The sequence below is a fragment of the Pseudomonas sp. FSL W5-0299 genome (assembly GCF_005930655.1).
In the GTDB taxonomy this organism is placed as follows: Bacteria; Pseudomonadota; Gammaproteobacteria; order Pseudomonadales; family Pseudomonadaceae; genus Aquipseudomonas; species Aquipseudomonas mandelii.
In genome coordinates this window covers 1-23,218 of record NZ_RXHX01000013.1, presented here as the reverse complement: position 1 = coordinate 23,218, position 23,218 = coordinate 1, and the positions used below count along the sequence as shown (strand labels likewise).

At 58.3% G+C, this 23,218-nt stretch carries 29 protein-coding genes; 12 read left to right on the top strand and 17 right to left on the bottom strand.

The features are described from left to right. Window positions 1–14: 14 nt before the first annotated feature. Window positions 15–665 (top strand): HAD family hydrolase, encoded by a 651-nt coding sequence (locus tag FHL16_RS17340; RefSeq protein WP_077748820.1) that lies wholly within the window; start codon window positions 15–17, stop codon window positions 663–665. Window positions 666–840: 175 nt separating this feature from the next. Further along, window positions 841–1,299 carry an REP-associated tyrosine transposase gene (locus tag FHL16_RS17335; protein ID WP_077748819.1) on the top strand — a complete coding sequence of 153 codons (459 nt, stop codon included), beginning with the start codon at window positions 841–843 and terminating at the stop codon, window positions 1,297–1,299. A gap of 102 nt (window positions 1,300–1,401) precedes the next feature. Here FHL16_RS17335 and FHL16_RS17325 read toward each other — a convergent pair whose 3' ends face one another. Beyond that, window positions 1,402–2,478: an aminopeptidase gene (locus FHL16_RS17325; RefSeq protein ID WP_077748818.1), complete on the bottom strand. Its 1,077-nt coding sequence runs from the start codon at window positions 2,476–2,478 to the stop codon at window positions 1,402–1,404. A 60-nt stretch (window positions 2,479–2,538) separates the two neighbouring features. On the opposite strand from FHL16_RS17325, the gene FHL16_RS17320 reads away from it, so the two are divergent. Together FHL16_RS17320 and FHL16_RS17315 are read left to right on the top strand one after the other, a co-directional pair. Beyond that, a complete protein-coding gene (locus tag FHL16_RS17320; RefSeq protein ID WP_077748817.1) occupies window positions 2,539–2,961 on the top strand; it encodes a PA0061/PA0062 family lipoprotein in 423 nt (140 codons plus the stop codon). A gap of 40 nt (window positions 2,962–3,001) precedes the next feature. Further along, window positions 3,002–3,424, top strand: a complete 423-nt coding sequence (locus FHL16_RS17315) for a PA0061/PA0062 family lipoprotein (RefSeq protein ID WP_042932455.1) — start codon at window positions 3,002–3,004, stop codon at window positions 3,422–3,424. A 6-nt stretch (window positions 3,425–3,430) separates the two neighbouring features. Here the strand turns inward: FHL16_RS17315 and FHL16_RS17310 are convergent, their stop codons facing one another. Further along, window positions 3,431–3,664: a DUF1161 domain-containing protein gene (locus FHL16_RS17310; RefSeq protein ID WP_010465702.1), complete on the bottom strand. Its 234-nt coding sequence runs from the start codon at window positions 3,662–3,664 to the stop codon at window positions 3,431–3,433. 193 nt (window positions 3,665–3,857) lie between these two features. Then, window positions 3,858–4,289 carry an OsmC family protein gene (locus FHL16_RS17305; RefSeq protein ID WP_008152515.1) on the bottom strand — a complete coding sequence of 144 codons (432 nt, stop codon included), beginning with the start codon at window positions 4,287–4,289 and terminating at the stop codon, window positions 3,858–3,860. A 242-nt stretch (window positions 4,290–4,531) separates the two neighbouring features. On the opposite strand from FHL16_RS17305, the gene FHL16_RS17300 reads away from it, so the two are divergent. Continuing rightward, window positions 4,532–5,533, top strand: coding sequence for an LLM class flavin-dependent oxidoreductase (locus FHL16_RS17300; protein WP_010465706.1), 1,002 nt, complete (start codon window positions 4,532–4,534; stop codon window positions 5,531–5,533). A gap of 64 nt (window positions 5,534–5,597) precedes the next feature. Here the strand turns inward: FHL16_RS17300 and FHL16_RS17295 are convergent, their stop codons facing one another. Together FHL16_RS17295 and FHL16_RS17290 are read right to left on the bottom strand one after the other, a co-directional pair. Next, the gene (locus FHL16_RS17295) at window positions 5,598–5,822 is read right to left on the bottom strand and encodes a DUF1161 domain-containing protein (protein WP_010465708.1); all 225 of its coding nucleotides are present in this window, start codon (window positions 5,820–5,822) and stop codon (window positions 5,598–5,600) included. Between the two features lie 123 nt (window positions 5,823–5,945). Next, the gene (locus tag FHL16_RS17290; RefSeq protein WP_010465710.1) at window positions 5,946–6,161 is read right to left on the bottom strand and encodes a dodecin; all 216 of its coding nucleotides are present in this window, start codon (window positions 6,159–6,161) and stop codon (window positions 5,946–5,948) included. Between the two features lie 156 nt (window positions 6,162–6,317). On the opposite strand from FHL16_RS17290, the gene FHL16_RS17285 reads away from it, so the two are divergent. Continuing rightward, complete coding sequence (locus tag FHL16_RS17285; protein ID WP_010465712.1) at window positions 6,318–6,644, top strand: DUF883 family protein; 327 nt, start codon at window positions 6,318–6,320, stop codon at window positions 6,642–6,644. Here FHL16_RS17285 and FHL16_RS17280 read toward each other — a convergent pair. Beyond that, window positions 6,617–7,534, bottom strand: a complete 918-nt coding sequence (locus FHL16_RS17280; protein WP_010465714.1) for a LysR family transcriptional regulator — start codon at window positions 7,532–7,534, stop codon at window positions 6,617–6,619. The two genes, FHL16_RS17285 and FHL16_RS17280, sit on opposite strands and share 28 nt — an antisense overlap. A 112-nt stretch (window positions 7,535–7,646) precedes the next feature. On the opposite strand from FHL16_RS17280, the gene trpB reads away from it, so the two are divergent. From trpB to FHL16_RS17265, 3 genes are all read left to right on the top strand, one after another. Continuing rightward, window positions 7,647–8,867 carry a tryptophan synthase subunit beta gene (trpB, locus tag FHL16_RS17275; protein ID WP_010465716.1) on the top strand — a complete coding sequence of 407 codons (1,221 nt, stop codon included), beginning with the start codon at window positions 7,647–7,649 and terminating at the stop codon, window positions 8,865–8,867. Then, window positions 8,867–9,679, top strand: coding sequence for a tryptophan synthase subunit alpha (trpA, locus tag FHL16_RS17270; RefSeq protein WP_010465718.1), 813 nt, complete (start codon window positions 8,867–8,869; stop codon window positions 9,677–9,679). The genes trpB and trpA overlap by 1 nt, the downstream gene beginning before the upstream one ends. 121 nt (window positions 9,680–9,800) lie before the next feature. After that, the gene (locus FHL16_RS17265; RefSeq protein ID WP_077748816.1) at window positions 9,801–10,256 is read left to right on the top strand and encodes an anti-virulence regulator CigR family protein; all 456 of its coding nucleotides are present in this window, start codon (window positions 9,801–9,803) and stop codon (window positions 10,254–10,256) included. Between the two features lie 54 nt (window positions 10,257–10,310). On the opposite strand, the gene FHL16_RS17260 is transcribed toward FHL16_RS17265, so the two are convergent. The 11 genes from FHL16_RS17260 to FHL16_RS17210 all read right to left on the bottom strand — a co-directional run bounded on the left by FHL16_RS17260 (window position 10,311) and on the right by FHL16_RS17210 (window position 20,411). Further along, complete coding sequence (locus tag FHL16_RS17260) at window positions 10,311–12,272, bottom strand: DUF7844 domain-containing protein (protein WP_077748815.1); 1,962 nt, start codon at window positions 12,270–12,272, stop codon at window positions 10,311–10,313. Beyond that, window positions 12,269–12,589 carry a DUF2388 domain-containing protein gene (locus FHL16_RS17255; RefSeq protein ID WP_010465724.1) on the bottom strand — a complete coding sequence of 107 codons (321 nt, stop codon included), beginning with the start codon at window positions 12,587–12,589 and terminating at the stop codon, window positions 12,269–12,271. The genes FHL16_RS17260 and FHL16_RS17255 overlap by 4 nt, the downstream gene beginning before the upstream one ends. Before the next feature lie 28 nt (window positions 12,590–12,617). Then, window positions 12,618–12,935 carry a DUF2388 domain-containing protein gene (locus FHL16_RS17250; RefSeq protein WP_010465727.1) on the bottom strand — a complete coding sequence of 106 codons (318 nt, stop codon included), beginning with the start codon at window positions 12,933–12,935 and terminating at the stop codon, window positions 12,618–12,620. Window positions 12,936–13,041: 106 nt separating this feature from the next. Beyond that, window positions 13,042–13,359, bottom strand: a complete 318-nt coding sequence (locus FHL16_RS17245) for a DUF2388 domain-containing protein (RefSeq protein ID WP_010465729.1) — start codon at window positions 13,357–13,359, stop codon at window positions 13,042–13,044. Between the two features lie 144 nt (window positions 13,360–13,503). Further along, complete coding sequence (locus FHL16_RS17240) at window positions 13,504–13,713, bottom strand: DUF1127 domain-containing protein (RefSeq protein WP_010465731.1); 210 nt, start codon at window positions 13,711–13,713, stop codon at window positions 13,504–13,506. 260 nt (window positions 13,714–13,973) lie between these two features. Continuing rightward, window positions 13,974–14,189 (bottom strand): DUF1127 domain-containing protein, encoded by a 216-nt coding sequence (locus FHL16_RS17235; RefSeq protein ID WP_007902752.1) that lies wholly within the window; start codon window positions 14,187–14,189, stop codon window positions 13,974–13,976. Window positions 14,190–14,508: 319 nt separating this feature from the next. Beyond that, window positions 14,509–16,002: an acetyl-CoA hydrolase/transferase family protein gene (locus FHL16_RS17230; RefSeq protein WP_010465734.1), complete on the bottom strand. Its 1,494-nt coding sequence runs from the start codon at window positions 16,000–16,002 to the stop codon at window positions 14,509–14,511. Between the two features lie 180 nt (window positions 16,003–16,182). Beyond that, window positions 16,183–17,619 carry an NAD(P)(+) transhydrogenase (Re/Si-specific) subunit beta gene (locus tag FHL16_RS17225; RefSeq protein ID WP_010465736.1) on the bottom strand — a complete coding sequence of 479 codons (1,437 nt, stop codon included), beginning with the start codon at window positions 17,617–17,619 and terminating at the stop codon, window positions 16,183–16,185. Beyond that, window positions 17,619–17,939: an NAD(P) transhydrogenase subunit alpha gene (locus tag FHL16_RS17220; RefSeq protein ID WP_003187417.1), complete on the bottom strand. Its 321-nt coding sequence runs from the start codon at window positions 17,937–17,939 to the stop codon at window positions 17,619–17,621. The genes FHL16_RS17225 and FHL16_RS17220 overlap by 1 nt, the downstream gene beginning before the upstream one ends. Window positions 17,940–17,954: 15 nt before the next feature. Beyond that, window positions 17,955–19,076 carry a Re/Si-specific NAD(P)(+) transhydrogenase subunit alpha gene (locus tag FHL16_RS17215; RefSeq protein ID WP_010465739.1) on the bottom strand — a complete coding sequence of 374 codons (1,122 nt, stop codon included), beginning with the start codon at window positions 19,074–19,076 and terminating at the stop codon, window positions 17,955–17,957. Between the two features lie 435 nt (window positions 19,077–19,511). Continuing rightward, on the bottom strand, window positions 19,512–20,411 hold the full coding sequence (locus FHL16_RS17210) for a LysR family transcriptional regulator (RefSeq protein WP_077748814.1): 900 nt from the start codon (window positions 20,409–20,411) through the stop codon (window positions 19,512–19,514). A gap of 157 nt (window positions 20,412–20,568) precedes the next feature. Here FHL16_RS17210 and FHL16_RS17205 point away from each other — a divergent pair, with 157 nt between their 5' ends. From FHL16_RS17205 to FHL16_RS34495, 3 genes are all read left to right on the top strand, one after another. Next, a complete protein-coding gene (locus FHL16_RS17205) occupies window positions 20,569–21,750 on the top strand; it encodes an acyl-CoA dehydrogenase (protein ID WP_077748813.1) in 1,182 nt (393 codons plus the stop codon). A gap of 13 nt (window positions 21,751–21,763) precedes the next feature. Further along, window positions 21,764–22,984 (top strand): CaiB/BaiF CoA transferase family protein, encoded by a 1,221-nt coding sequence (locus FHL16_RS17200; RefSeq protein WP_010465742.1) that lies wholly within the window; start codon window positions 21,764–21,766, stop codon window positions 22,982–22,984. Window positions 22,985–23,012: 28 nt separating this feature from the next. Further along, the coding region (locus FHL16_RS34495; RefSeq protein ID WP_218191866.1) for a hypothetical protein at window positions 23,013–23,218 on the top strand (206 nt) is incomplete at its 3' end.

Below are 23,218 nucleotides of genomic sequence, written 5' to 3'. Positions count from 1 at the left end.
ATTCAGGATTCAAAATGCATTACCAAACCGTTTTGTTTGATCTCGATGGGACCCTGACCGATCCGCGCGAGGGCATCACCCGTTCGATCCAGTTCGCCCTGAGCAAACTGGGGATCGATGAACCCGACCTGACCAAGCTCGAACACTTCATCGGCCCGCCGTTGTTGCAGGCGTTCATGCAGTTCTACGACTTCGACGAGCCCAAGGCCTGGGAAGCGGTGAATTTCTACCGCGAACGCTTCAAGGTCACAGGCCTGTACGAGAACCGTGTGTACGACGGCGTCACACCGCTGCTGGAAACCCTCGGCGGGCAGGGGCGACAGTTGTTCATCGCAACCTCAAAGCCGTGGGTGTTCGCCCGGGAAATCGCCCGGCACTTTGACTTCGCCAGGCACTTCAAGGTGATTTACGGTAGCGAACTGGACGGGACACGCACCAACAAAGTCGAGTTGATTGCCCACCTGATGGCCGAAGAAGGCCTGGACCCGGCCAACACCCTGATGATCGGCGACCGCAAACACGACCTGATCGGCGCGCGCAGCAATGGGCTGGATGCGGTGGCGGTCGGTTATGGGTTTGGCAGCCGGGAAGAATTGAGCGCAGAAGCACCGGCCTATCACTTTGAGACGCTGGAAGAGATGCATCAGGCGTTTTTGCGGCGTTGATCAGTACGCCTTCGCGGGCAAGCCTCGCTCCTACAAAAGCAACATAGACCCCGTAGGAGCGAGGCTTGCCCGCGAAGAGGCCCGCCCAGATACATCCTGTGCAACAGTTACCACCCAAGTCCCTTCTAATCGTCCTAGGCTCAAAGTCTGAGGTCACGATCAAGGAGGATCATTAATGACAGAGCTAAAACATGCTCATCGATTGCGCACCGGCCGATATTCGGAGCCCGGACAGATTTACCTCCTGACAGCCGTCGTTTTGAACCGGCAACCGTTATTCCATGACTTCAAGAGTGGGCGACTGGTAGTCGATGCCCTGAAAACTGCTGAGCAGGAAGGGTTTGCGACGTCACTGGCCTGGGTCGTCATGCCCGATCATTTCCATTGGCTGATCGAGTTACAGAATATTCAGTTACCCAGTTTGATGGCTCGAACCAAATCACGCATCGCAGTAACGCTTAATCGCTCGGCAGGACGCCAAGGTCCGGTTTGGCAACATGGTTATCACGATCGCGCCATTCGTAAGGAAGAAGATCTACAGGCAGTTGCTCGCTACATCGTCGCCAATCCGTTGCGAGCTGGCTTGGTCGAGAGGGTAGGGGATTATCCGCTATGGGACGCGATCTGGTTGTGAGGTTGAAAACGCCTTCGCGGGCAAGCCTCGCTCCTACAAAAGCAACATAGATCCCGTAGGAGCGAGGCTTGCCCGCGAAGAGGCCCGCCCAGCCACCAGATTTTATGACCCCGTCAATGCCTTCAGCGCTACCTTGCGCTCAACCACTGGCAACGCACCAAGCTGCTCGACGGCGGCATAAAACTTCAGCCAGTCCCCACCCTCCTGCCTGTACAGCGCCGCAAACGCCGGCACCCATTGGTCATACAACCCAAACGGTAACAACCGGGCGTTGTTCATTGGCGCGTTGATCCACGCGTCATAGCGTTTATCCCCGGCCCATTGGCTATCGCGCAGCTGTCGATAGTCATGGCGCAGACGTTCGAATTCCGCCGCTTTGCGTTGGCGCATCTGGTCGGCGGGCAGTGGCAGGGCGTAGAGATTTTCAAGCCGCGTGCGGGTATCCATAACCAATTGAATAAATTGGTCTCGATGCTGCGCCTGCGCGCCATTGTCCGCTGCCAGACCGCGTGATGCCCGCCATTGCCGGGTGCCTTCCTGCTCGACGAAGGTGGCGAAGGACTCGTTGAACTCGGTGTCGTCCTTCACATAAAAGCGCTGGTGCGCGAGCTCGTGGAAGATCAGCGTTGCCAGCCGCTCGTCGCCCCAACCCATCATTGAGCTGAGAATCGGATCGTTAAACCAGCCGAGCGTCGAATAGGCCTCGACGCCGCCAATGGACACGTCCATACCTTTCAGGCGTTGCAAGGCCGCTTCGCCGCGGGCAGCACTCTGGCTGTAGTAACCGCGATAGGCGACGCAACCGGCGATAGGGAAGCAATGGTTTTGTGCTGTCAGGGAAAATTCCGGCGTGGCAAAGACGTTCCAGACCACGAACGGCCGGCCAATGTCGGCGTACAGACGGTAGCTCTGGTTATCCGGCAGATGCAGCTGTTGGCTGGCGAATGTCCGGGCCTTTTGCGACTGGGTCAGGTGCGCACGCAGCATCGGATCGCGAGACGGATCGGCAAGCACCTGGGCCACCGGCTCCCTGGCCCGCAGCAATTGCAGCTGACCGCTGGCCAACTGGCTGTAATAGCTGACGCTGGCGCAGCCGCTGAGGAATAAAAGCAACATACCCGGAAACAAAATCCGCAAAACGCGATCAAGTAACCCAAGGCTTGGAAGCGGCCTGATCAAAATAAAATCATCCCTGGAGAGTCTGCCCGCAAGACTATCCCGCCTGACTGGAGCTCCGCTATGCGCAAATTGATGCTGACGGGAGGCTTGTTGATGCTGACCGGCTGTGCCGGTTTCGGTTTACCTCACCATGATCCGTCGCAAGCATGGATCGAACTGGACTCACAGCAAGAAGACACCGCCCTGCAAGCGCTGGAAGTCGATGACAAGGCCTCTACCGACAAGCGGTATTTCGAGGTGCATCCGGGCCGTCATGAGCTGACGGTGCGCTACCAGTTTGCGGTCCAGCCCACCAACATCGGCCCCGACGCCGAGCCGCTGTGGCGTGACTGCCAGTTAAACGTGAAATTCAACGACTTCAATGCCGGTGAGCGATATCAGCTGCAAGCGGGGAATATCGGCTTCCGGCCATGGGCAAAGCTCTATGATCAACAGCGAAAAGTGATTGGCCAAGGCACGCCGGCTGGCTGCCAAAGCAGCTGATCGGCGCTATGCTGAATGACCATCCTTTGGGACATTCATCATGCGCAGATTGATGCTGTTGCTCGCGGCAGGCGTGGTTGCCGGCTGCCAGAGTCCGTTACCGGCGGTAAATCCGCAGATGGCCTGGATCGACTTCTCGACGCCATTCCCCAACGACAGGTTGCTGATGGCAGAGCGACTGGACAAACAGCGATTGCGTGACGGGCGCTTTTTCCAGGTGACGCCCGGCAGCCATGAGCTGGTCGTCAGGTTCGACTTTGAGGTGCCCGGTGGTGGGGGCATGAACATGATGAACACCCCCACGGAACGGCTGTGCTACCTGACCGTCAAATACGATCATTTCGAAGCCGGCCAGCGTTATGTGCTGGAAGGCCGTTCGATCGCCTTCACCCCAAGCGCCCGATTGTTCAATGCAAAGCGGGAGATCGTCGCTGAAGATCGGCAGACCTATTGCGTCCCGTGAGGTGAATCAGCGGTCGTTTTTCTGGTAGATGATTTTCTTTGTGCCGTTTTCGCAGCTGCCGACGACCATGTTCTGATCGTGGACTTCGTCATTGGTGACGATTTCCAGGGTGTAGGACGAGACGTTATTGGCCTGGATCTTGGCCTCGATCTCGGCCTTGAGTTCTTCACAGGATTTCGGTGCCGCCAGGGCCGAAGTGGCCAGCGTGCAACCGATAATCGCCAAGGCAAAACGTTTCATGGTTGAAGCTCCCTTGAGGCCGCGCGCAGTTTTTGCGCTTGAGCGGCTGTCATTTATTCGACCACAGTTTTGCAAAGCGAGTTCTGACACCGCTCACAAAGCGCAGCTTTATCGTTGGAATCGTGTTGTTTACAAGTTCGCCTTCGCGAGCGGGTCGGGTCGCGAAGGCGTCAGTACATTCAGCGCCTGATCATCAGCTGACCAACGTCGCATCCAGGCTGATTTTCGCATTCAGCACTTTGGACACCGGGCAGCCTTCTTTGGCCTTGTTGCTCAGCTCCTCGAACTGCGCCTGAGTCGCCCCGGGGATTTTCGCCTTGAGGATCAATTTCACCGCAGTGATCGCAAAACCACCGTCGACTTGATCCAGGGTCACTTCAGCATTGGTATCGATGCTGTCAGCCTTGAGCCCGGCATCACCCAGGATCATCGAAAACGCCATCGAGAAACATCCCGCATGCGCCGCGCCGATCAGCTCTTCCGGATTGGTGCCTTTGCCGCCTTCGAAACGAGCCTTGAAGCCGTAGGGCGCTTCTCTGAGTACACCGGTTTCAGTAGAGATCGAGCCGATGCCGGTTTTCAGATCGCCTTCCCAATGAGCCGATGCTTTCTTCGTAATAGCCATGTCTGCCTCCTCAAGATCCGGTGCGAGCGTCGCACCTTCGTGGTTTTCGGTTGCTAGGGTTCTGAGGGTAGACGGTTGTGCAAAGTTCACCTCATCTCATAAAGTCCTACTGCTTTCGTAGGATTTTTTGGCCTGGCTATTGAATCTCGGGTATATGCCCTCATTGCATGAAGCACGCTTATAGATTCGGCAGGTTTTCGTTCGCAAGAAAAACCTGCGCCCACCATTGGAGAAGCAGGCTTATGAAACGACTGTCCGATATCAAGTTTTCGACCCTTGATCTGGTGCCCGTACGCGAGAACGGCAGCGCGGCCCAGTCGCTGCGTAATTCCCTGGACCTGGCGCAGCATGTCGAAAAATTAGGCTATACCCGCTTCTGGGTCGCCGAACACCACAACATGGACGGCATCGCCAGTTCGGCCACCTCGGTATTGCTCGGCTACCTGGCCGGTGGCACGTCGACCATTCGTGTCGGCTCCGGCGGCGTGATGCTGCCCAACCACGCGCCGCTGGTGATCGCGGAGCAATTCGGCACACTCGAAAGCCTGTATCCAGGTCGGATCGATCTGGGTTTGGGGCGCGCCCCCGGTTCCGATCAAATGACTGCACGCGCCCTGCGTCGCGAACGTTCCGGCAGCGCCGACGAGTTTCCGGAAGATGTTACGGAGCTGATGCGATATCTCGGCCCACGCACGCCTGACCAGCGAATCATCGCCATGCCGGGCACCGGCACCAATGTCCCTGTCTGGTTGCTGGGCTCCAGCCTGTTCAGTGCACAATTGGCCGGTGAGCGCGGTTTGCCCTACGCCTTCGCCTCGCATTTCGCACCGCGCTTCATGCACGAGGCGATTCGCGTCTACCGTAATCACTTCAAGCCTTCGGCGGTGCTGGATAAGCCGTATGTGATGCTCGGTGTGCCGCTGGTCGCCGCTGACACGGACGAGCAGGCGGATTACCTGGCGACATCGGTCTATCAGCGCATCCTGGCGTTGATGCGTGGCCAAAGCCTGGTGCAGCGTCCGCCGGTGAAAACCATGGATGGCCTGTGGCTGCCCCATGAGAAAGAAGCCGTCGGCGATTTCCTCGGTCTGGCGATGGTGGGCAGCCCGCAGAAGATCCGCGCCAAGCTTGAAGTGCTGATCGAGCAGACTCAGGCGGACGAGCTGATTTTCACCTGCGACCTTTACGAACATGCGGATCGGGTGCATTCCTATGAGCTGCTGGCGCAGGTCATGAAGGGCTGAGGCGCCGACGCCGCCACACAAAAAAGCCGACGCATTGCGTCGGCTTTTTGATTTGTAAGGGACATCAGTCTTTCTTGTAGACGATTGCCTTGGTGCCCTTTTCACAGGTACCGACGACTGTTCCGCCGGCCTCAGCGCCTTTATCGACGATTTCCAGTGAATAGCCGGCAACGCCCTTGACATCCAGTTTTGCTGCGATTTCGGCTTTCAGCTCTTCGCACGATTTGCCGTCAGCAAAGGCTGTTCCTGCAAGGCTCAACAAACCTACCGCTAAAATAAAATACTTCATCTGTCGCATTCCCTGGTCGGATCAAAGGGAGCATCCAGCCATCAGCCGGAGGCACTCATGTAGCGCTTTGCCATTTCCCTATGGCATTCGGCCAGCGCGCAAGTTCAGGAGACTAGCTCAAACTCAGCTGCTGGCAATCCGGAACCCGACTTTGAGCGTCACCTGAAAGTGAGCGGCCTTGCCATCCTTGATGTGCCCGCGGGTTTCGGTCACTTCAAACCATTCCAGGTGCTTGATGCTCTTATTGGCTTCGGCCAGCGCGTTATTGATGGCGTCCTCAATGCTGCTGGTGGACGAGCCAACCAATTCGACTTTCTTGTAGGTGTGATGGTCAGTCATGGCGTTCTCCTTGGGTGTGAAATACAGCCTAGCAGTGATTTTTCGTATTACTTCTGTCGGCTAATGCCATGCAGAAGTTCAGATTTACTGCACTTTCTCGAACCGTTGAAGTCCCAACCAACACACGCTACTCATCATCAATGAAGGAGAGCCACCATGGCCAACACCTCTTTACGTAAAGCCTCATTGCAAAGCATGGAAGCCGAGATCGAGAGTCTGCTGAAATCTTTGGAAAATCTGAAAGACGACGCCTCGGACGAGTCGCGTAAAACCCTCAAAGCGCTGAAAGGCAACGCCGAGAACGCGCTGAAACATTCGCGCCATCTGCTCAGCGATGCGTATGAAGAAGTCAAAGTCAAAACCCGCGAAACCGGGATTGCCACTCGGGACTACGCCCAGGAACACCCTTGGACTACTGCGGGCGTCGCTGTCGGCGCACTGGGTCTGCTTGCGGCTTATCTGCTGTTCAAGCGCGGCGACTGATCGGTTTGGTGCAGCTCGGCCTTGAGCCACTGCGCCAACTGTCGAGCGCGCCCGTCCGCGGCGCGCTTGGGTAGCCACAAGGCCAGTTGCGCCGGGGTTTCACTGAATCCCCAGGGCGCAACCAGGCGACCGGCCTTCAAGTCCTCAGCCACCAGCGGCTCAGGCGCAATCGCCACCCCCAGCCCCGCTACGGCTGCTTCCAGCAAATAATACAAATGCTCGAAACTTTGACCGTACTTCAACGCCTTGGCGTCGAGGCCACTTTGCTGTGCCCAGCTCGGCCAAGCCTGTGGGCGCGAGGTGGTGTGCAGCAAGGGTTCGTTCAATAACGCTGTGGCCTGCGCAGCTTGCAGCCTTTCATAACCCGCGAAACGCGGGCTCATCACCGGGCCGATTCGTTCGCTGGCCAACTCATAGACTTGCATGTCCGCCGGCCATGGCGGCTCGGCAAACACCAGCAGGGCATCGAGCCCCGGCCGTCGCGGATCGAGATCGCCTTCCCCGGCCGACAGGTGCAGGCGCAGGTCGGGCAAGTCCGCATTCAGTCGTCCCAGGCGTGGAATAAACCAGCGCGCCAACAAACTGCCCGAGCAACCCAAAACAAATGGAGCGTCAGCGGTGCTTTGGGTCAGCTCTGCGCAAACGGTGCGTAGACGTTCAAAGGCCTCACCGCTGGCATCGCGCAAACGCACGCCGGCATCTGTGAGTTTCAGGCCGCGTCCATCCTTGATGAACAGGCTCACACCGAGGTGTTCTTCGAGCACCTTGAGTTGTCGGCTGACCGCGCCATGAGTGACGTGCAGCTGTTCGGCAGCCTGACTGACGCTGTTCAGCCGTGCCGTGGCTTCAAAGGCGCGAAGGGCGTTGAGCGGGGGAAGGTCGTGGCTCATGGGATCTGTGAGTTTTCCTGACAGGTTGTGGCGATCTTATCGGTTTTCAGGCTGGGACGTCAGGGGTAGAGTGACCGTCATTGTCATCTCACGAATCCCACTGGAGCGACCCATGACCCAGACTAATCTGCGCAACGGCCCCGACGCTAACGGCCTGTTTGGCTCGTTCGGCGGCCGTTACGTCGCTGAAACCTTGATGCCGTTGGTGCTCGACCTGGCCCGTGAATACGAATTGGCCAAGGAAGATCCAGCATTCAAAGAAGAATTGGCCTACTTCCAACGGGACTACGTCGGACGTCCAAGCCCGCTGTACTACGCCGAACGCCTGACCGAATTCTGCGGCGGCGCAAAGATTTATCTGAAACGCGAAGAGCTGAACCACACCGGCGCGCACAAGATCAACAACTGCATCGGCCAGATCCTGCTGGCTCGGCGCATGGGCAAGAAACGCATCATTGCCGAGACCGGCGCCGGCATGCACGGCGTGGCGACGGCGACCGTGGCTGCACGTTTCGGCCTGGATTGCGTGATCTACATGGGCACCACCGACATCGAGCGTCAGCAGGCCAACGTGTTCCGCATGAAACTGCTGGGTGCCGAAGTGATCCCGGTGGTCGCCGGGACTGGCACCCTGAAAGACGCGATGAACGAAGCGTTGCGTGACTGGGTGACCAATGTCGACAGCACCTTCTACCTCATCGGCACCGTGGCCGGCCCGCACCCTTATCCAGCGATGGTTCGCGACTTCCAGTCTGTTATCGGCAAAGAAACCCGTACTCAACTGCAAGCCCAGGAAGGTCGTCTGCCGGACAGCCTGGTGGCGTGCATCGGTGGCGGTTCCAACGCCATGGGCCTGTTTCACCCGTTCCTCGATGACAAAAGCGTCGAAATCATTGGCGTGGAAGCCGCCGGTTACGGCATTGAAACCGGTAAGCATGCCGCCAGCCTGAACGGCGGTGTTCCGGGTGTGCTGCACGGCAACCGTACTTTCCTGTTGCAGGACGACGATGGCCAGATCATCGACGCCCACTCGATCTCGGCCGGCCTCGACTATCCAGGCATCGGCCCGGAACACGCTTGGTTGCATGACATCGGCCGCGTTCAGTACACCTCGGTGACCGACGACGAAGCCCTCGATGCGTTCCACAAATGCTGCCGCCTGGAAGGGATTATTCCGGCACTGGAAAGCGCCCACGCCTTGGCCGAAGTGTTCAAGCGCGCACCGACCCTGCCCAAAGATCACCTGATGGTGGTCAACCTGTCCGGTCGTGGCGACAAAGACATGCAAACCGTGATGCACCACATGGAACAATCGAAGCAGGAGAAACACTGATGAGCCGCCTGCAAACGCGCTTTGCCGAACTCAAGGAACAGAATCGCGCCGCCCTGGTGACCTTCGTCACCGCTGGCGACCCGAGCTATGACACGTCCCTGGCTATCCTCAAAGGCTTGCCCGGTGCGGGTGCCGATGTGATCGAGTTGGGCATGCCCTTCACCGATCCAATGGCCGATGGCCCGGCCATCCAGTTGGCCAACATCCGCGCCCTTGGCGCCAAGCAGAACCTGGCGAAAACCCTGCAAATGGTTCGCGAGTTCCGTGAAGGCAATACCGAGACGCCGCTGGTGCTGATGGGGTATTTCAACCCGATCCACATGTACGGCGTGCCGCGCTTCATCGCCGACGCCAAGGAGGCCGGTGTTGATGGTTTGATCGTGGTCGACCTGCCGCCGGAGCATAACGGTGAGCTGTGCGAGCCGGCGCAGGCCGCCGGACTGGATTTCATCCGCCTGACCACGCCGACAACCGACGATGTGCGCCTGCCGACCGTTCTGAACGGCAGCTCTGGCTTCGTCTACTACGTGTCGGTTGCCGGTGTGACCGGGGCGGGCGCGGCGACGCTGGAACACGTTGAAGAAGCGGTTGCTCGTCTGCGTCGCCACACCGACCTGCCGATCAGTATCGGTTTCGGCATTCGTACACCGGAGCAAGCGGCGTCCATCGCGCGTCTGGCCGATGGTGTGGTGGTGGGTTCGGCATTGATCGATCACATCGCCAACGCCTCAACGCCGGCGCAGGCGGTTGATGGCGTGCTGAGCCTTTGCTCGGCGTTGGCTGAAGGCGTGCGTAAGGCCCGCGTCAGCTGAAGGTAAAGTTCCTGATACAGAGGAATTAGAGCCTCGCGGCACAGACTAAACAGCAAGACCGAGGGCTTCAGGACTACGTTCTGAAGCCCTTTTTGCTGTGTGTGCAGTGAGGAAAGACCTGATGAAAATGCCGAAACGTCTGATTGCCGGCCTGGGCGTGCTGATGCTCAGTGCCACGCCGCTGCTGCATGCGAGCGCCGATCAGCGCGACGATCACGACCGCGGCGGCCCGCCGCAGGGCCATTACGATAACCGTGGTGACAACCATGGCGATGACCACCGTGGCCCGCAGGACAATCATCGCGGCGGGCCTCCGCCACGGGACTTCGGCCCGGTGCGCCAGACTATTCACGATAACCACGGCTATTTTGTACGCGGGGCACCCCCTCCTCCAGGTGTTCATCTGGTGCGTGGTCGACCATTGCCTCACGGCTATTACGGTGAGCGTCTGGATAATCGTGCCTTGGGGCGGCTGCCGCATTACCCGGGCTACGAATGGCGCCGTGCAGGGGGCGACATTGTGCTGATCGCCGTGGGCACCGGGATCGTCTATGAAATTCTGGAAGGGGTGCTTTGATTTAACGTGCAGGCAAAAAGAAGGCGTCATGGATCATCCACGACGCCTTCTTGCTTATGGCAACTCCAGCCCGCCTGCTGCTTTATGCAATTTGCGCAAATGTTCGCCAACCAGTTTCAGGTTGGCTTCATTGGCGGCCATCTCCGCTGCCCGGCCTGGTTCGAGCAGCGCTCTGACTTCCTTGTCCAGATCGCCGGTCAGCAGCTGAAGCTGCTTCTGCCGCAGGTTGCTTTCCGATTCCAGGCGCTGCCATTCATTCGGTTGAGGCAATCCGTAACCGCCGGTGCCGAGCAGCTCTGCGGGACGACTGAGGAAGCCGCTATTAGCGAGAATTTGCTGCAAGGTCGCGTTTGCCTTGTCCATACCGCCGTTCTTCAATTCCCGTGCGCCCAGATAACGCTGCTTCACTTCATCCTGGGCCAGCACCAGTTGTTGACGGAAGCTTGCCTGCTCCAGCAACAGCAATGCCGCGCTGGTGCGCAAGTCAGCCTGCTCAAACCATTGCCGGCGCTCGTCAGCTTTTAATGCCAGCCAGTCTTCGACTTTTTCCTGCTTGATCGGCAAGTGCTTTTTCAGCACTTCGAACATCGCTTGGTAACGATCACGGAAGGAGTCGAAGCGGTAACCCAGGCGCAACGCTTCGCGTGGGTCATCCAGCACGCTGGTATTCGCCAGTCCGCGGCCCTTCATCACTTCCAGCAAGCCGTTGGGCATGATGCTGTCGAGCCCGACCAGTTTCGCGTTGTTGCTGCCGCTGCGCAGCAACTTCAAGCCTTCCACCGCGCAGTTGTTGGAGAGGAAATAATAGTTGCCGTCGTAACTCCAATGCATCTCGGCGGCGTGTTCCACCACGTCTTCAATTTCGTTGCGCGACAAGTTCAGCGGTACCGAGGCCAGGCTGCGCAGTTCAGTCTTGGTGTATTCGTCGATCACTTGGGCCAACGGCAGTACAAACAGGCGCGAGGGGTATTTACCCACCAGCCCATCCCAGCTCGAGAGCTGCACGTCGCCGACGAAGGCGCGATAGGACAAGACCAGGTGCTGGTCGAGATCCAGTCGGCAATCTGGCCCACGGGGCCGACCCGGCGCGCAGATCACCAGGCGCAACATGCTGTGCCCCCAGCGACTGACCCAGTTCTGGTTGGCTTCGGCCAGCAGATAGTCGACGGCGTACACCCGTTCCGGATCGACTTGGCCCAGCGGTTGTTTAGCAAAGTCGTTGCCGGCATTGAGGAAGGCAAAGGATTTGCTGCACGGGTCCTTGGCGGCGGGAGCCCAGCCGAAATGTTCTTTGTAGTAGCGATACAGCGCGGGGCGACGGCAGGCATAGCTCGGGTCGAGGAGGAAATACTCCATGTTGACCGCGACAAACTCTTTGGGACTGCTCGTTTCGTAGATGTCGGGGCTGCGGGCGATCTGCCGGTTGTGCTGCTCGCGCTCGCCACGGCGACCGACGTATTGCGGCCAACCGGCCAGGTCGAGCAAGCGCGGATCATCGCTCAGGGTAAAGCGGCGGTCGGATTGACCACGGCATTCATCCGGGATGCCGATCAGGCCGGAACTGTTGTTGCGCCGGGTACAGCGCTGGATCAGCGTACGTTCTGCGTCCGGCCACAGGCGCGAACGGTCGTAAATATGGGTGAGTTCATGCAACACCGTTGCGAGCATTTCGCGGCGGACGGTGACGTGGGGGCGATAGGTTTTCTTGGTGGCAGCGCTGCCGTCCGTGAGGCTGGCGAGCAGGTTGCGGTTCAGGTCGAGTTCGGACACCAGCGAAGCCTGGCCATAGGCATTGCTCGGCATGTCGTCGGTCCAGCCAACATCAATGCGCCGGTCCAGTTTTTCGATAAAACGTGGCGGCAAGGCCTGCATGGCTTCATCGAGCAACGCCTGACTGGCTTGCTGTTGTTCGGGGCTCAGACCCTCGGTCTTGAGTCGGAATTGCAAGCCAGCCTGGGCCGTGTTGCACAGCAGCAACATCAGCCCGGCCAGCAGCCAGGCGTTTGGCGACCTCACAGTGCGAGGATGGCTTCGGCGAGCACCTGATCACTGGCGTCCCGGGCTTCCGGCACACGGGTGCGCAATGTACTGAAGGCGGCCTCCAGATGCGCACCACGAATATCCCCATCGCTGGCGACGAAACTCGCGGCATCATCGTGGGCTTCGCGAATAATTTTCGAGTCGCGGATGGACGTCGTGGTATCGGAAGTGAAATCAAGTGTGCGTTGGGTGGCATTGATGAGGATGTTGCTGGTGGCAACCAAGGTGTGCGCCTGGGTCACATCGGCCAATAAAAGCAGGCCAAGGGCAACAGCAATCAGAGGGCTACGCATGGAACGACTCCGCAAGGACAAAGGATAACTATTGGACGAGAATTGCCTGCGCCAGTTCAAGGTCACTTGCATGAAGTTTTGGCTGGCTGCGACGCAAGTAAATCAACGCGGATTCCAGTTGCGCTCCGCGTAGTTGGCCGTCACTGGCAATGAACGCCGCAGCGTCATCGTGTGCGGCGATCAGCAGCTTACGGTCGAAGGGGGCGGCGGTCACCATGCTGGTGGCGTAACCCGTGACGACGATGCCTTGGGTCGACAAGTTGAACGCGTCGAAGGCATAGGTCGGGGCCGACCAGCAGGCCGCGAGAAATACTGAAATGAAAAGCTGCTTTGAAAGAAGACGCATGAGACTCGATTGTCGAAAGCGAGTCCAAAGGCTAGCGCAATCCCCGGGCTAGAGCCAGTGCCGAAACATTGGGACACGACAGGCGTGTCCCATGTGACAGCGTTGCTTAGATCGTCAGGATGGCCTGTGCCAGCTGTGCATCAGTGGCGTTTAGCTGAGGAGCCTGGTGGCGGATGTGGTCAAGTGCGCTTTCCAGTTTCACGCCACGAATGGCGCCTTCGCTGGCGACGAAGCTGGCGGCGTCGTCACGGGCAGCGCGCACGATCTTGTCATCGCGAAAGGAGGAAGTGACATCGGAGGTTGCATCGGAACTGGACTTAAGTGCGCCTACGACGGCATCCGTGGTCACGATAAAGCTGGTCGCGTGGGAATTGGCAGCCACGGCAAGCAGGGCTGCAGCGCTGAGCAGACGAAGACGGGACATGGTGTAACTCCTTTGGATAACCGATTGAGAGGTGTTGAGGTAGCTGTTGAGTCAGACGCCTGTCGAACAGCGCTCGCCACGTTCTGGCTTGATATTAGGCCTGCTTTTATCGGTTCGAACAGTCCCTTCTGTTAAAGCAGCGGCCTAGCGCCAGAACGGTTTATCCAATTCATTAATCCGATCCGCGTGGCTGATGCCTAGGTCCGAGAGTTGCTGATCATTGAGCTGGCCCAGCAAACGCCGGGTTCTGGCTCTCTCAAGGGCGGCGGCGAGCGACTGCAGCAATCGTTTAAGTCTGTGGAGTCGAGGCTTCTTTAGAAGTGCGGGGGCAGAAACATTCAGTAAGTTATCCATGGCGCGAAGTCCTTTTGCCGGAGAGTCAGGACTTCATGTTGAGCGCAGCGACACTGGGCCTACAGATACACTGTCGTAAAATTGTACTGGTGCAATATGATAAATATTAAAACTGTACTCATTGTCGGCTAACCCTTTTGTACGGCCGCCGACTAGGGCCGAAAACGACAAAGCCCGTCGTGGTTTCCCACGACGGGCTTTGTTTTTTCAATTTGGAGTGCTGGCGGTGGACCCGGTGGGTCAGAGCCAGCGACGCTAACTTAGCGCCAGAACGGCTTGCTCAGCTCTTCGTAGCGTTGTGCTTCGCTAATCCCGGCATCAGCCAGCAGACGCGAATCCAGACGAGCCAGTTGATGGCGGCTGGAGATGCGGCGCTGCCACAGCATCAGGTTGGCAATAACGCGAAGAGGCATGGAAGCCTGGGTTTTTGCAGCGGTATCTTCGAAGAACAGTTCGGAACTGAGTGTACGTTCCATGGTTGACATCCTTCCGCTTGTGGCGGGATTAGGTAGTGGTTTAACTGATGCCAATGATCCTCTCGTTTGGCTAGTCTCTGTAGATACAGTTCACCTGTATTGTGAGGGACCAGTTAACTGTTAATAGGGGGTGTACTGGTCGAAATTGAGGCAACTGTACCTGTCGGCACTATATTGGTGCGATTTTGATGTTTTCGCTTGAATGGGTAGGCAAATACGGTAGGAAATGACCAGTACAGCAGTACAGTTTTAAACAAAATCTAGTGTGGCCAAAGCCAGCTGACGCAACTGTGTTTGCGTCAGCTGTTTTTTTGCTGAATCAGACCGCCAGCATTCGTCCGGTTTCTTCCAGGTTGATGTGCCAGCGCAGGGCATCGCGCAGGATATGCGGGGTGTGCCCGCCCAATGCGCAGGCCGACGTAAAGTAGTCATCCAGCGCCTGGCGATAGTCCGGGTGCACACAGTTGTCGATGATCACCCGTGCTCGCTCCCGTGGTGCCAGGCCACGTAGGTCGGCCAGGCCAATCTCCGTCACCAGGATGTCGACGTCATGCTCGGTATGGTCGACGTGGCTGACCATCGGCACCACGCTGGAGATCGCGCCACCCTTGGCGATGGATTTGGTCACGAAGATTGCCAGGTGCGCGTTGCGCGCAAAGTCCCCGGAGCCGCCGATGCCATTCATCATGCGTGTGCCGCAGACATGGGTAGAGTTGACGTTGCCGTACAGGTCGAACTCCAGAGCGGTGTTGATGCCGATGATGCCCAGGCGCCGCACGACTTCCGGGTGGTTCGAGATTTCCTGTGGCCGTAGGACCAGTTTGTCCTTATAGCGCTCGAGGTTGCCAAAGACGTCGGCGTTGCGCCGGCTCGACAGGGTGATCGAACTGCCTGACGCAAAACTCAGCTTGCCGGCGTCGATCAGGTCGAAGGTCGAGTCCTGCAGCACCTCGGAATACATGGTCAGGTCCTCGAATGGCGAGTCGATCAGGCCGCACATTACCGAGTTGGCGATGGTGCCGATACCGGCCTGCAATGGGCCGAGTTTGTTGGTCATGCGCCCGGCAGCCACTTCTTGCTTGAAGAAGTCGATCAGGTGATCGGCAATGGCTTGGGTGTCGACGTCCGGCGGCAGGACAGTGGAGGGCGAGTCGGACTGGTTGGTGATCACGATCGCGACAATCTTTTCCGGCGGGATGGGGATGGCGGTGCTGCCAATGCGATCGTCAACCTTTACCAGCGGAATCGGTGTACGAGTCGGGCGATAGGTCGGGATATAGATGTCGTGTAGACCTTCGAGATTCGGGTTGTGCGCGAGGTTGATCTCGACGATCACCTGTTTGGCGAAAATCGCGAAGCTGGCCGAGTTGCCAACCGAGGTGGTCGGCACGATATGGCCCTGCTCGGTGATCGCCACGGCCTCAATCACGGCGATGTCCGGCAGCGTGAGTTGCTGGTTGCGCAATTGCTCCACAGTTTCCGAGAGATGCTGGTCAATGAACATCACTTCGCCGGCGTTAATCGCCTTGCGCAAAGTGCTATCAACCTGGAATGGCATGCGTCGCGACAGTACGCCGGCTTCGGTGAGCTGTTTATCGAGGTCATTGCCCAGACTGGCGCCGGTCATCAACGTGATTTTCAGCGGGGTGATTTTGGCGCGCTCGGCCAATGCGTGGGGGACGGCTTTGGCTTCGCCAGCGCGAGTGAAACCACTCATGCCGACGGTCATGCCGTCCTGAATCAGAGCGGCAGCGTCAGCGGCGCTCATCACCTTTTCCAACAACGAAGGCAAGCGAATACGATCACGGTACATGGATGGTTATCTCGGGCAACGGAAGCAAGGTGTGCAGTCTAGTGATTTGAAAAAAATCCGTCCCGCTACCATGGTCGAATGCAGAGGCCTGATTTAGAGCCTTTGGTCGGGTTTCACGGGGAATAAAAAAACCCCAGCCTACTAAAGGCTGAGGTTTTGGGTATTGCGTTGGAGCAGGTTTTACTCGACAGCTTTGACCATGTCTTCGATGACTTTCTTGGCGTCGCCGAAGACCATCATGGTTTTGTCGAGGTAGAACAGTTCGTTGTCCAGGCCGGCATAACCGCTGGCCATCGAGCGCTTGTTGACGATGATGGTCTTGGCCTTGAACGCCTCGAGAATCGGCATACCGGCAATCGGCGATTTCGGGTCGTTCTTCGCGGCCGGGTTGACCACGTCGTTGGCGCCGAGCACCAGCACTACGTCGGCCTGACCGAACTCGGAGTTGATGTCTTCCATCTCGAACACCTGGTCGTAAGGCACTTCGGCCTCGGCCAGCAGCACGTTCATGTGGCCAGGCATGCGACCGGCAACCGGGTGGATCGCGTACTTCACGGTCACACCGCGATGGGTCAGCTTCTCGGTCAACTCTTTAAGCGCATGTTGCGCCCGAGCGACCGCCAGGCCGTAACCCGGAACGATGATCACGGTGTCGGCGTTGGTCAGCAGGAAGGTCGCGTCGTCAGCCGAACCGGATTTAACCGGGCGGGCTTCTTTCGAACCGGCCGGGCCAGCCGCGTCTGCCGTATTGCCGAAACCACCGAGCAGTACATTAAAGAAGGAGCGGTTCATCGCCTTGCACATGATGTACGAGAGGATCGCACCGGACGAACCCACCAGCGAACCGGCGATGATCAGCATCGAGTTGTTCAGCGAGAAGCCGATCCCCGCGGCTGCCCAGCCGGAGTAGCTGTTAAGCATCGACACCACCACCGGCATGTCGGCCCCGCCGATCGGGATGATGATCAGCACACCCAGGACGAAGGCCAGGGCCAGCATCAACGCGAAGGCACTGAGGTTGCCGGTCAGCATGAAGGTGATGCCCAGCGCCAGAGTGGCCAGACCCAGCAAAAGGTTCAGCTTGTGCTGGCCGCCGAACTGTACCGGTGCGCCCTGGAACAGGCGGAACTTGTACTTGCCCGACAGCTTGCCGAAAGCGATCACAGAGCCGGAGAAGGTGATTGCACCGATGGCCGCACCCAGGAACAGTTCCAGACGGTTGCCCGCCGGAATTGCATCACCGAGCTGTTTGACGATGCCCAACGATTGCGGCTCAACGACCGCCGCGATCGCAATAAACACCGCAGCCATACCGATCATGCTGTGCATGAAAGCGACCAGTTCCGGCATCTTGGTCATTTCAACGCGCTTGGCCATGATCGACCCGGCAGTGCCGCCGACCAGCAGGCCGACGATGACGTAACCGATACCGGCGGTGGCCAGCTCAGCGCCCAGCTTATAGATGAGGCCTACGGTAGTGAGAATCGCCAGGCCCATGCCGAGCATGCCGAACAGGTTGCCACGGCGCGACGTGGTCGGGTGCGACAGGCCTTTGAGCGCCTGGATGAAGCAGATGGACGCAATCAAGTACAGCGTCGTTACGAGGTTCATGCTCATTACTTGGGCGCCTCTTCTTTTACTTTCGGGGCTTTTTTCTTGAACATCTCAAGCATTCTGCGGGTGACCAGGAAACCACCGAACACGTTTACCGCGGCCAGCGCCACGGCGAGGGTGCCCATGGTTTTGCCCAGTGGCGTCACGGTCAACGCGGCGGCCAGCATGGCGCCGACGATGACAATCGCCGAGATCGCGTTGGTCACCGCCATCAATGGCGTGTGCAGTGCAGGTGTAACGTTCCAGACCACGTGATAACCGACATAAATCGCCAGCACGAAGATGATCAGGTTGTAGATACCGGGGGAGATAAGCTCTTCCATCGTCTGAATCCCTGCTTAGGCGTTTTTGCGGATGACTTGGCCGTCGCGGCACATCAGGCACGCGGCGACGATGTCGTCTTCGAGGTTGATCTCGAACTGGCCTTCTTTGTTGAAGACCAGCTTCAGGAAGTCCAGCAGGTTGCGTGCGTACAGGGCCGAAGCGTCTGCCGCGACCGCGCCCGCCAGATTGGTCGGGCCGCAAATGGTCACGCCATTCTCGACCACGACCTGATCGGCCACGGTGAGCGGGCAGTTGCCGCCCTGGGCTGCGGCGAGGTCGATGACCACCGAGCCTGGCTTCATCTGCGCCACGGTTTCCGCGCTCAACAGCGTCGGCGCCTTGCGGCCCGGGATCAGTGCGGTGGTGATGACGATGTCAGCCTGCTTGGCGCGTTCGTGCACGGCCAGGGCCTGACGCTGCATCCAGCTGGCGGGCATTGGCCGGGCGTAACCGCCGACACCGACAGCGCATTCGCGCTCTTCATCGGTTTCATACGGTACGTCGACGAACTTGGCGCCGAGGGATTCGATCTGCTCTTTAACTGCAGGGCGCACGTCGGACGCTTCGATCACTGCCCCCAGGCGTTTCGCCGTGGCGATCGCCTGCAAACCTGCAACGCCGGCGCCCAGAATCAGCACGCGCGCCGCTTTCACGGTACCCGCAGCCGTCATCAGCATCGGCATGAAGCGCGGGTAGTGGTGAGCGGCCAGCAACACGGCTTTATAGCCGGCGATGTTCGCTTGGGAGGACAGCACATCCAGGCTTTGAGCGCGGGAGGTGCGCGGAGCCGCTTCCAGCGCGAACGCGGTAATGCCGCACTCGGCCAGCTTGGCAATGGTTTCATTGCTGAACGGGTTGAGCATGCCGACCACAACGGTGCCGCTTTTAATCAGCGTCAGCTCGCTGTCGCTGGGGGCGACCACCTTGAGAATCAGCTCGGCACCAAACGCGTCGTTGGCGCTGCCAATCGTTGCGCCTGCCGCTTCATAAGCACTGTCGACAACGCTGGCGTTAATGCCGGCGCCGCTTTGCACAGTGACCTTATGACCCTGGCCGATCAGCTTCTTGATGGTTTCCGGGGTTGCAGCAACCCGCGTTTCACCCGTCTGGGTTTCGAGAGGAACACCAATGTGCACGTCAAATCTCCTGCGTGATCTTATTGAGTAAACCCAGGCACTTCGGATGGTGCGGCTGGGGCGGCCGATCAGCACGATCCCGCCAAATCTGGGCGGGGCGCGGCATTTTGCAGGCGAACTTTGTGCCCTTCAAGGGATTATGACGGGTGACGGAAAATTAACTACAAGTCACCCCGTGACCGAATGTCGCAACCGACCGCCTCAATCCCTTGCAGGCCGTGCCTTGTAAGGATTTTGGCCGAATTTCAAGAATTTACACATCGGCACGGTGAATGAGGCGTCATTGCTGGTGAATGGAGGCTCAAAGCCACGTCGGCAGGCACTTGTGGGACGTTTGTACTGCTTGTCGGTACAGTCTGCAAATATGCGACAAAAACGTATATCTGTAGGGCTTTGGTTTTGTTGACTACGGGGTCAGCTAACGCCGGTAAGCCTTTACCCTTCTAGGCTGTAGCTTTGTGCTTGGGTGACCAGCCAATCGCGAAATGCCCGTAGAGACGCCGATTCGACCTTTCGCTCCGGAATCATCAGATAATAGGCCTTGATGCTCGACAGCGCCTGAGTGTTGGCTATCACCAGGCGCTTCTCCGTCAGTTCGCGTTGAATCAGGAATGGCGGAATCAGCGCGATCCCCATGTCGTGCATCGCCGCTTGGGCAAGCATGGAGAATAGCTCGTAGCGCGGTCCTGTCATGTCCCGTGGCACATTCAGGTGCTGAGAGTTGAACCACTGGCGCCAGGCATAAGGGCGCGTGGTCTGTTGCAGCAGGGGCATTTCGGCGATTTCATCGGGTGTCAGATTGGCTTTTTTGCGCAGTAGCGTAGGGCTGCACACCGGCATCGGATTTTCGCCCATTAGCCTGTGGGATTCGGTACCCGACCAATCCGCATCACCAAAGTAAATCGCGGCATCGAAGTCGGTATCGGCGAACAGGAAGGGGCGTGTGCGGTTGGTGAGGTTGACCGTCACTTCCGGGTGTTTGTGCTGGAAGTCTTTGAGCCGTGGCAGCAGCCATTGGGTGCCAAAGGTCGGTACGACGGCCAGCTCGATCACATTGGCGCCCTGTTGCCCCATCACGGACAAGGTGTCCCGCTCGACCGCGTCAAGCTGGGTTGCTACGCGGCGGCTGTAGGAAAGTCCGGCTTCCGTCAGCTTCACTCCGCGCCGCGAGCGTCGGAAAAGTTCTACGCTGAGGAACTCCTCGAGGCTGGCGATCTGTCGGCAAATGGCGCCTTGAGTGAGCGAAAGCTCCTGCGCCGCTTTGGTAAAGCTCTCGTGGCGCGCTGCCGCTTCAAAGCTGATCAGGGCGGTGGTGCTAGGGATTTTCCGGCGCATGTACTCCAACCTCACTAATACATCGCATAAAGGCTATTTCGCGACGTTACGGAGTGAGAAATTAGCACAACAGTATGCAAAATCCTCGTTTGCCGTAATGCCGGACCAGGCCTAGGATCAGTCCACGTTATTTGACCCGATTCGAGAGGACACACTCATGGGCGGTAAAGCTAGCTTCAACTGGATCGATCCCCTGCTGCTGGATCAACAGCTCACCGAAGAAGAGCGCATGATCCGCGACACTGCCGAGCAATTCGCTCAGCAGAAGCTCGCACCGCGCGTGCTTGAAGCTTTCCGTCATGAAAAGACCGATCCGGCGATCTTCCGCGAGATGGGCGAAGTGGGCCTGTTGGGTGCGACCATTCCCGAGCAGTACGGCGGCAGCGGTCTGAACTACGTCAGCTACGGGCTGATTGCTCGTGAAGTTGAGCGTGTCGACTCCGGCTACCGCTCGATGATGAGTGTGCAGTCCTCGCTGGTCATGGTGCCGATCAATGAATTCGGCACTGAAGCCCAAAAGCAGAAGTACCTGCCGAAACTGGCCTCGGGCGAGTGGATTGGCTGCTTCGGTCTGACAGAGCCTAACCATGGTTCCGACCCGGGCGCGATGATTACTCGTGCACGCAAAGTGGAAGGCGGCTACAACCTGACCGGCAGCAAGATGTGGATCACCAACAGTCCGATTGCCGATGTGTTCGTGGTTTGGGGTAAGGATGATGCGGGCGACATCCGTGGCTTTGTTCTGGAAAAAGGCTGGAAAGGCCTGAGTGCTCCGGCGATCCATGGCAAGGTTGGCCTGCGTGCATCAATCACCGGCGAGATCGTCATGGACAACGTGTTTGTTCCTGAAGAGAACATTTTTCCTGACGTCCGCGGTTTGAAAGGCCCTTTTACTTGCCTCAACTCCGCGCGCTACGGCATTTCCTGGGGCGCTTTGGGCGCTGCCGAGTTCTGCTGGCACACCGCTCGCCAGTACACCCTGGATCGTCAGCAGTTCGGTCGCCCGTTGGCCGCCACTCAGCTGATCCAGAAGAAGCTTGCCGACATGCAGACCGAGATCACCCTGGCACTGCAAGGCTGCCTGCGTCTGGGTCGTATGAAGGATGAAGGCACGGCGGCAGTCGAGATCACCTCGATGATGAAGCGCAACTCCTGCGGCAAGTCCCTGGACATCGCGCGTATGGCGCGTGACATGTTGGGCGGTAATGGCATTTCCGATGAATTCGGTGTTGCTCGCCACCTGGTCAACCTGGAAGTGGTGAATACCTATGAAGGTACGCACGACGTCCACGCACTGATCCTCGGTCGCGCGCAAACCGGCATCCAGGCGTTCTATTAATAGGAGAACGTCCATGGGCGCGCTTTCGCATCTACGGGTACTGGATTTATCGCGGGTGCTGGCCGGGCCTTGGGCCGGGCAGATCCTTGCCGACCTTGGCGCCGAAGTGATTAAGGTTGAGCGTCCGGGCAATGGCGACGATACGCGTGCCTGGGGACCGCCCTTCCTGAAAGACGCCTATGGCGAGAACACCAGCGAGGCCGCCTATTACTTGTCGGCCAATCGCAACAAGCAATCGGTGACCATCGATTTCACGCGTCCAGAAGGGCAAAAGCTGGTGCGTGAGCTGGCAGCCAAGTCGGACATCCTGATCGAGAACTTCAAGGTCGGTGGCCTGGCGGCTTATGGGTTGGACTATGAGTCGCTTAAAGCCATCAATCCGAATCTGATTTATTGCTCGATTACCGGGTTTGGTCAAACCGGGCCTTACGCCAAGCGCGCGGGTTATGACTTCATGATCCAGGGTCTGGGCGGGCTGATGAGCCTGACCGGTCGACCTGAGGGAGATGAGGGCGCAGGGCCGGTGAAAGTCGGTGTGGCGCTGACAGACATCCTGACGGGGCTCTATTCGACGGTAGCGATCCTTGCCGCGTTGGCCCATAGGGAACATGACGGTGGTGGTCAGCATATCGATATGGCGTTGCTGGATGTTCAGGTTGCGTGCCTGGCCAACCAGGCGATGAACTATCTGACTACGGGTAATGCGCCCAAGCGCCTGGGTAATGCACATCCGAACATCGTGCCCTATCAGGATTTTCCTACGGCGGATGGAGACTTCATTCTCACCGTGGGTAATGACGGGCAGTTCCGCAAGTTTGCGGAGGTGGCTGGGCAGCCTCAGTGGGCGGATGACCCACGCTTCGCGACCAACAAGCTGCGGGTGGCGAATCGCGCGGTGTTGATCCCGCTGATCCGTCAGGCGACTGTCTTCAAGACCACCGCTGAGTGGGTGTTACAGCTGGAGCAGGCGGGTGTGCCATGCGGACCTATTAATGACTTGGCTCAGATGTTTGCTGATCCTCAGGTCAAGGCGCGTGGTTTGGCGATCGAGCTACCCCATGTGCTAGCAGGCATGGTGCCGCAGGTGGCGAGCCCCATTCGCCTGTCGGAAACGCCGGTGGAGTATCGTAATGCGCCTCCGTTATTGGGCGAGCACACGCTGGAGGTTCTGCAGCGGGTGTTGGGTCTGGATGCAGAAACGGTCGCCGCTTTCAAAGTGGCGGGGGTCCTCTGAAGATTCCTTCTATATAGAGGAGGTGGTTTTGCTCTCCTATATAGAAGGAAGCGGTCTGTTTTCCGGCTTTCTGCAAGTTATTGATAGAAAAGCCAAATCAGGGGTTGACGGCAGATTCTGGAAGTCTATAATTCGCCGCACTTCCGGCGCAGTCGAAACGGAAAACTCCTTGGTAAACAAAGAGTTACGCAGTTTTCGACAGCGAGTTGCTTCAGGTTATCGAAGCCCAGAAGG

Bases quoted from the DNA above. Each gene is read 5' to 3' on its own strand.
- FHL16_RS17340 (WP_077748820.1), top strand. From the start codon at position 15: ATGCATTACCAAACCGTTTTGTTTGATCTCGATGGGACCCTGACCGAT.
- FHL16_RS17335 (WP_077748819.1), top strand. From the start codon at position 841: ATGACAGAGCTAAAACATGCTCATCGATTGCGCACCGGCCGATATTCG.
- FHL16_RS17320 (WP_077748817.1), top strand. From the start codon at position 2,539: ATGCGCAAATTGATGCTGACGGGAGGCTTGTTGATGCTGACCGGCTGT.
- FHL16_RS17315 (WP_042932455.1), top strand. From the start codon at position 3,002: ATGCGCAGATTGATGCTGTTGCTCGCGGCAGGCGTGGTTGCCGGCTGC.
- FHL16_RS17310 (WP_010465702.1), bottom strand. From the start codon at position 3,664: ATGAAACGTTTTGCCTTGGCGATTATCGGTTGCACGCTGGCCACTTCG.
- FHL16_RS17305 (WP_008152515.1), bottom strand. From the start codon at position 4,289: ATGGCTATTACGAAGAAAGCATCGGCTCATTGGGAAGGCGATCTGAAA.
- FHL16_RS17300 (WP_010465706.1), top strand. From the start codon at position 4,532: ATGAAACGACTGTCCGATATCAAGTTTTCGACCCTTGATCTGGTGCCC.
- FHL16_RS17295 (WP_010465708.1), bottom strand. From the start codon at position 5,822: ATGAAGTATTTTATTTTAGCGGTAGGTTTGTTGAGCCTTGCAGGAACA.
- FHL16_RS17290 (WP_010465710.1), bottom strand. From the start codon at position 6,161: ATGACTGACCATCACACCTACAAGAAAGTCGAATTGGTTGGCTCGTCC.
- FHL16_RS17285 (WP_010465712.1), top strand. From the start codon at position 6,318: ATGGCCAACACCTCTTTACGTAAAGCCTCATTGCAAAGCATGGAAGCC.
- FHL16_RS17280 (WP_010465714.1), bottom strand. From the start codon at position 7,534: ATGAGCCACGACCTTCCCCCGCTCAACGCCCTTCGCGCCTTTGAAGCC.
- trpB (WP_010465716.1), top strand. From the start codon at position 7,647: ATGACCCAGACTAATCTGCGCAACGGCCCCGACGCTAACGGCCTGTTT.
- trpA (WP_010465718.1), top strand. From the start codon at position 8,867: ATGAGCCGCCTGCAAACGCGCTTTGCCGAACTCAAGGAACAGAATCGC.
- FHL16_RS17265 (WP_077748816.1), top strand. From the start codon at position 9,801: ATGAAAATGCCGAAACGTCTGATTGCCGGCCTGGGCGTGCTGATGCTC.
- FHL16_RS17255 (WP_010465724.1), bottom strand. From the start codon at position 12,589: ATGCGTAGCCCTCTGATTGCTGTTGCCCTTGGCCTGCTTTTATTGGCC.
- FHL16_RS17250 (WP_010465727.1), bottom strand. From the start codon at position 12,935: ATGCGTCTTCTTTCAAAGCAGCTTTTCATTTCAGTATTTCTCGCGGCC.
- FHL16_RS17245 (WP_010465729.1), bottom strand. From the start codon at position 13,359: ATGTCCCGTCTTCGTCTGCTCAGCGCTGCAGCCCTGCTTGCCGTGGCT.
- FHL16_RS17240 (WP_010465731.1), bottom strand. From the start codon at position 13,713: ATGGATAACTTACTGAATGTTTCTGCCCCCGCACTTCTAAAGAAGCCT.
- FHL16_RS17235 (WP_007902752.1), bottom strand. From the start codon at position 14,189: ATGGAACGTACACTCAGTTCCGAACTGTTCTTCGAAGATACCGCTGCA.
- FHL16_RS17230 (WP_010465734.1), bottom strand. From the start codon at position 16,002: ATGTACCGTGATCGTATTCGCTTGCCTTCGTTGTTGGAAAAGGTGATG.
- FHL16_RS17225 (WP_010465736.1), bottom strand. From the start codon at position 17,619: ATGAGCATGAACCTCGTAACGACGCTGTACTTGATTGCGTCCATCTGC.
- FHL16_RS17220 (WP_003187417.1), bottom strand. From the start codon at position 17,939: ATGGAAGAGCTTATCTCCCCCGGTATCTACAACCTGATCATCTTCGTG.
- FHL16_RS17210 (WP_077748814.1), bottom strand. From the start codon at position 20,411: ATGCGCCGGAAAATCCCTAGCACCACCGCCCTGATCAGCTTTGAAGCG.
- FHL16_RS17205 (WP_077748813.1), top strand. From the start codon at position 20,569: ATGGGCGGTAAAGCTAGCTTCAACTGGATCGATCCCCTGCTGCTGGAT.
- FHL16_RS17200 (WP_010465742.1), top strand. From the start codon at position 21,764: ATGGGCGCGCTTTCGCATCTACGGGTACTGGATTTATCGCGGGTGCTG.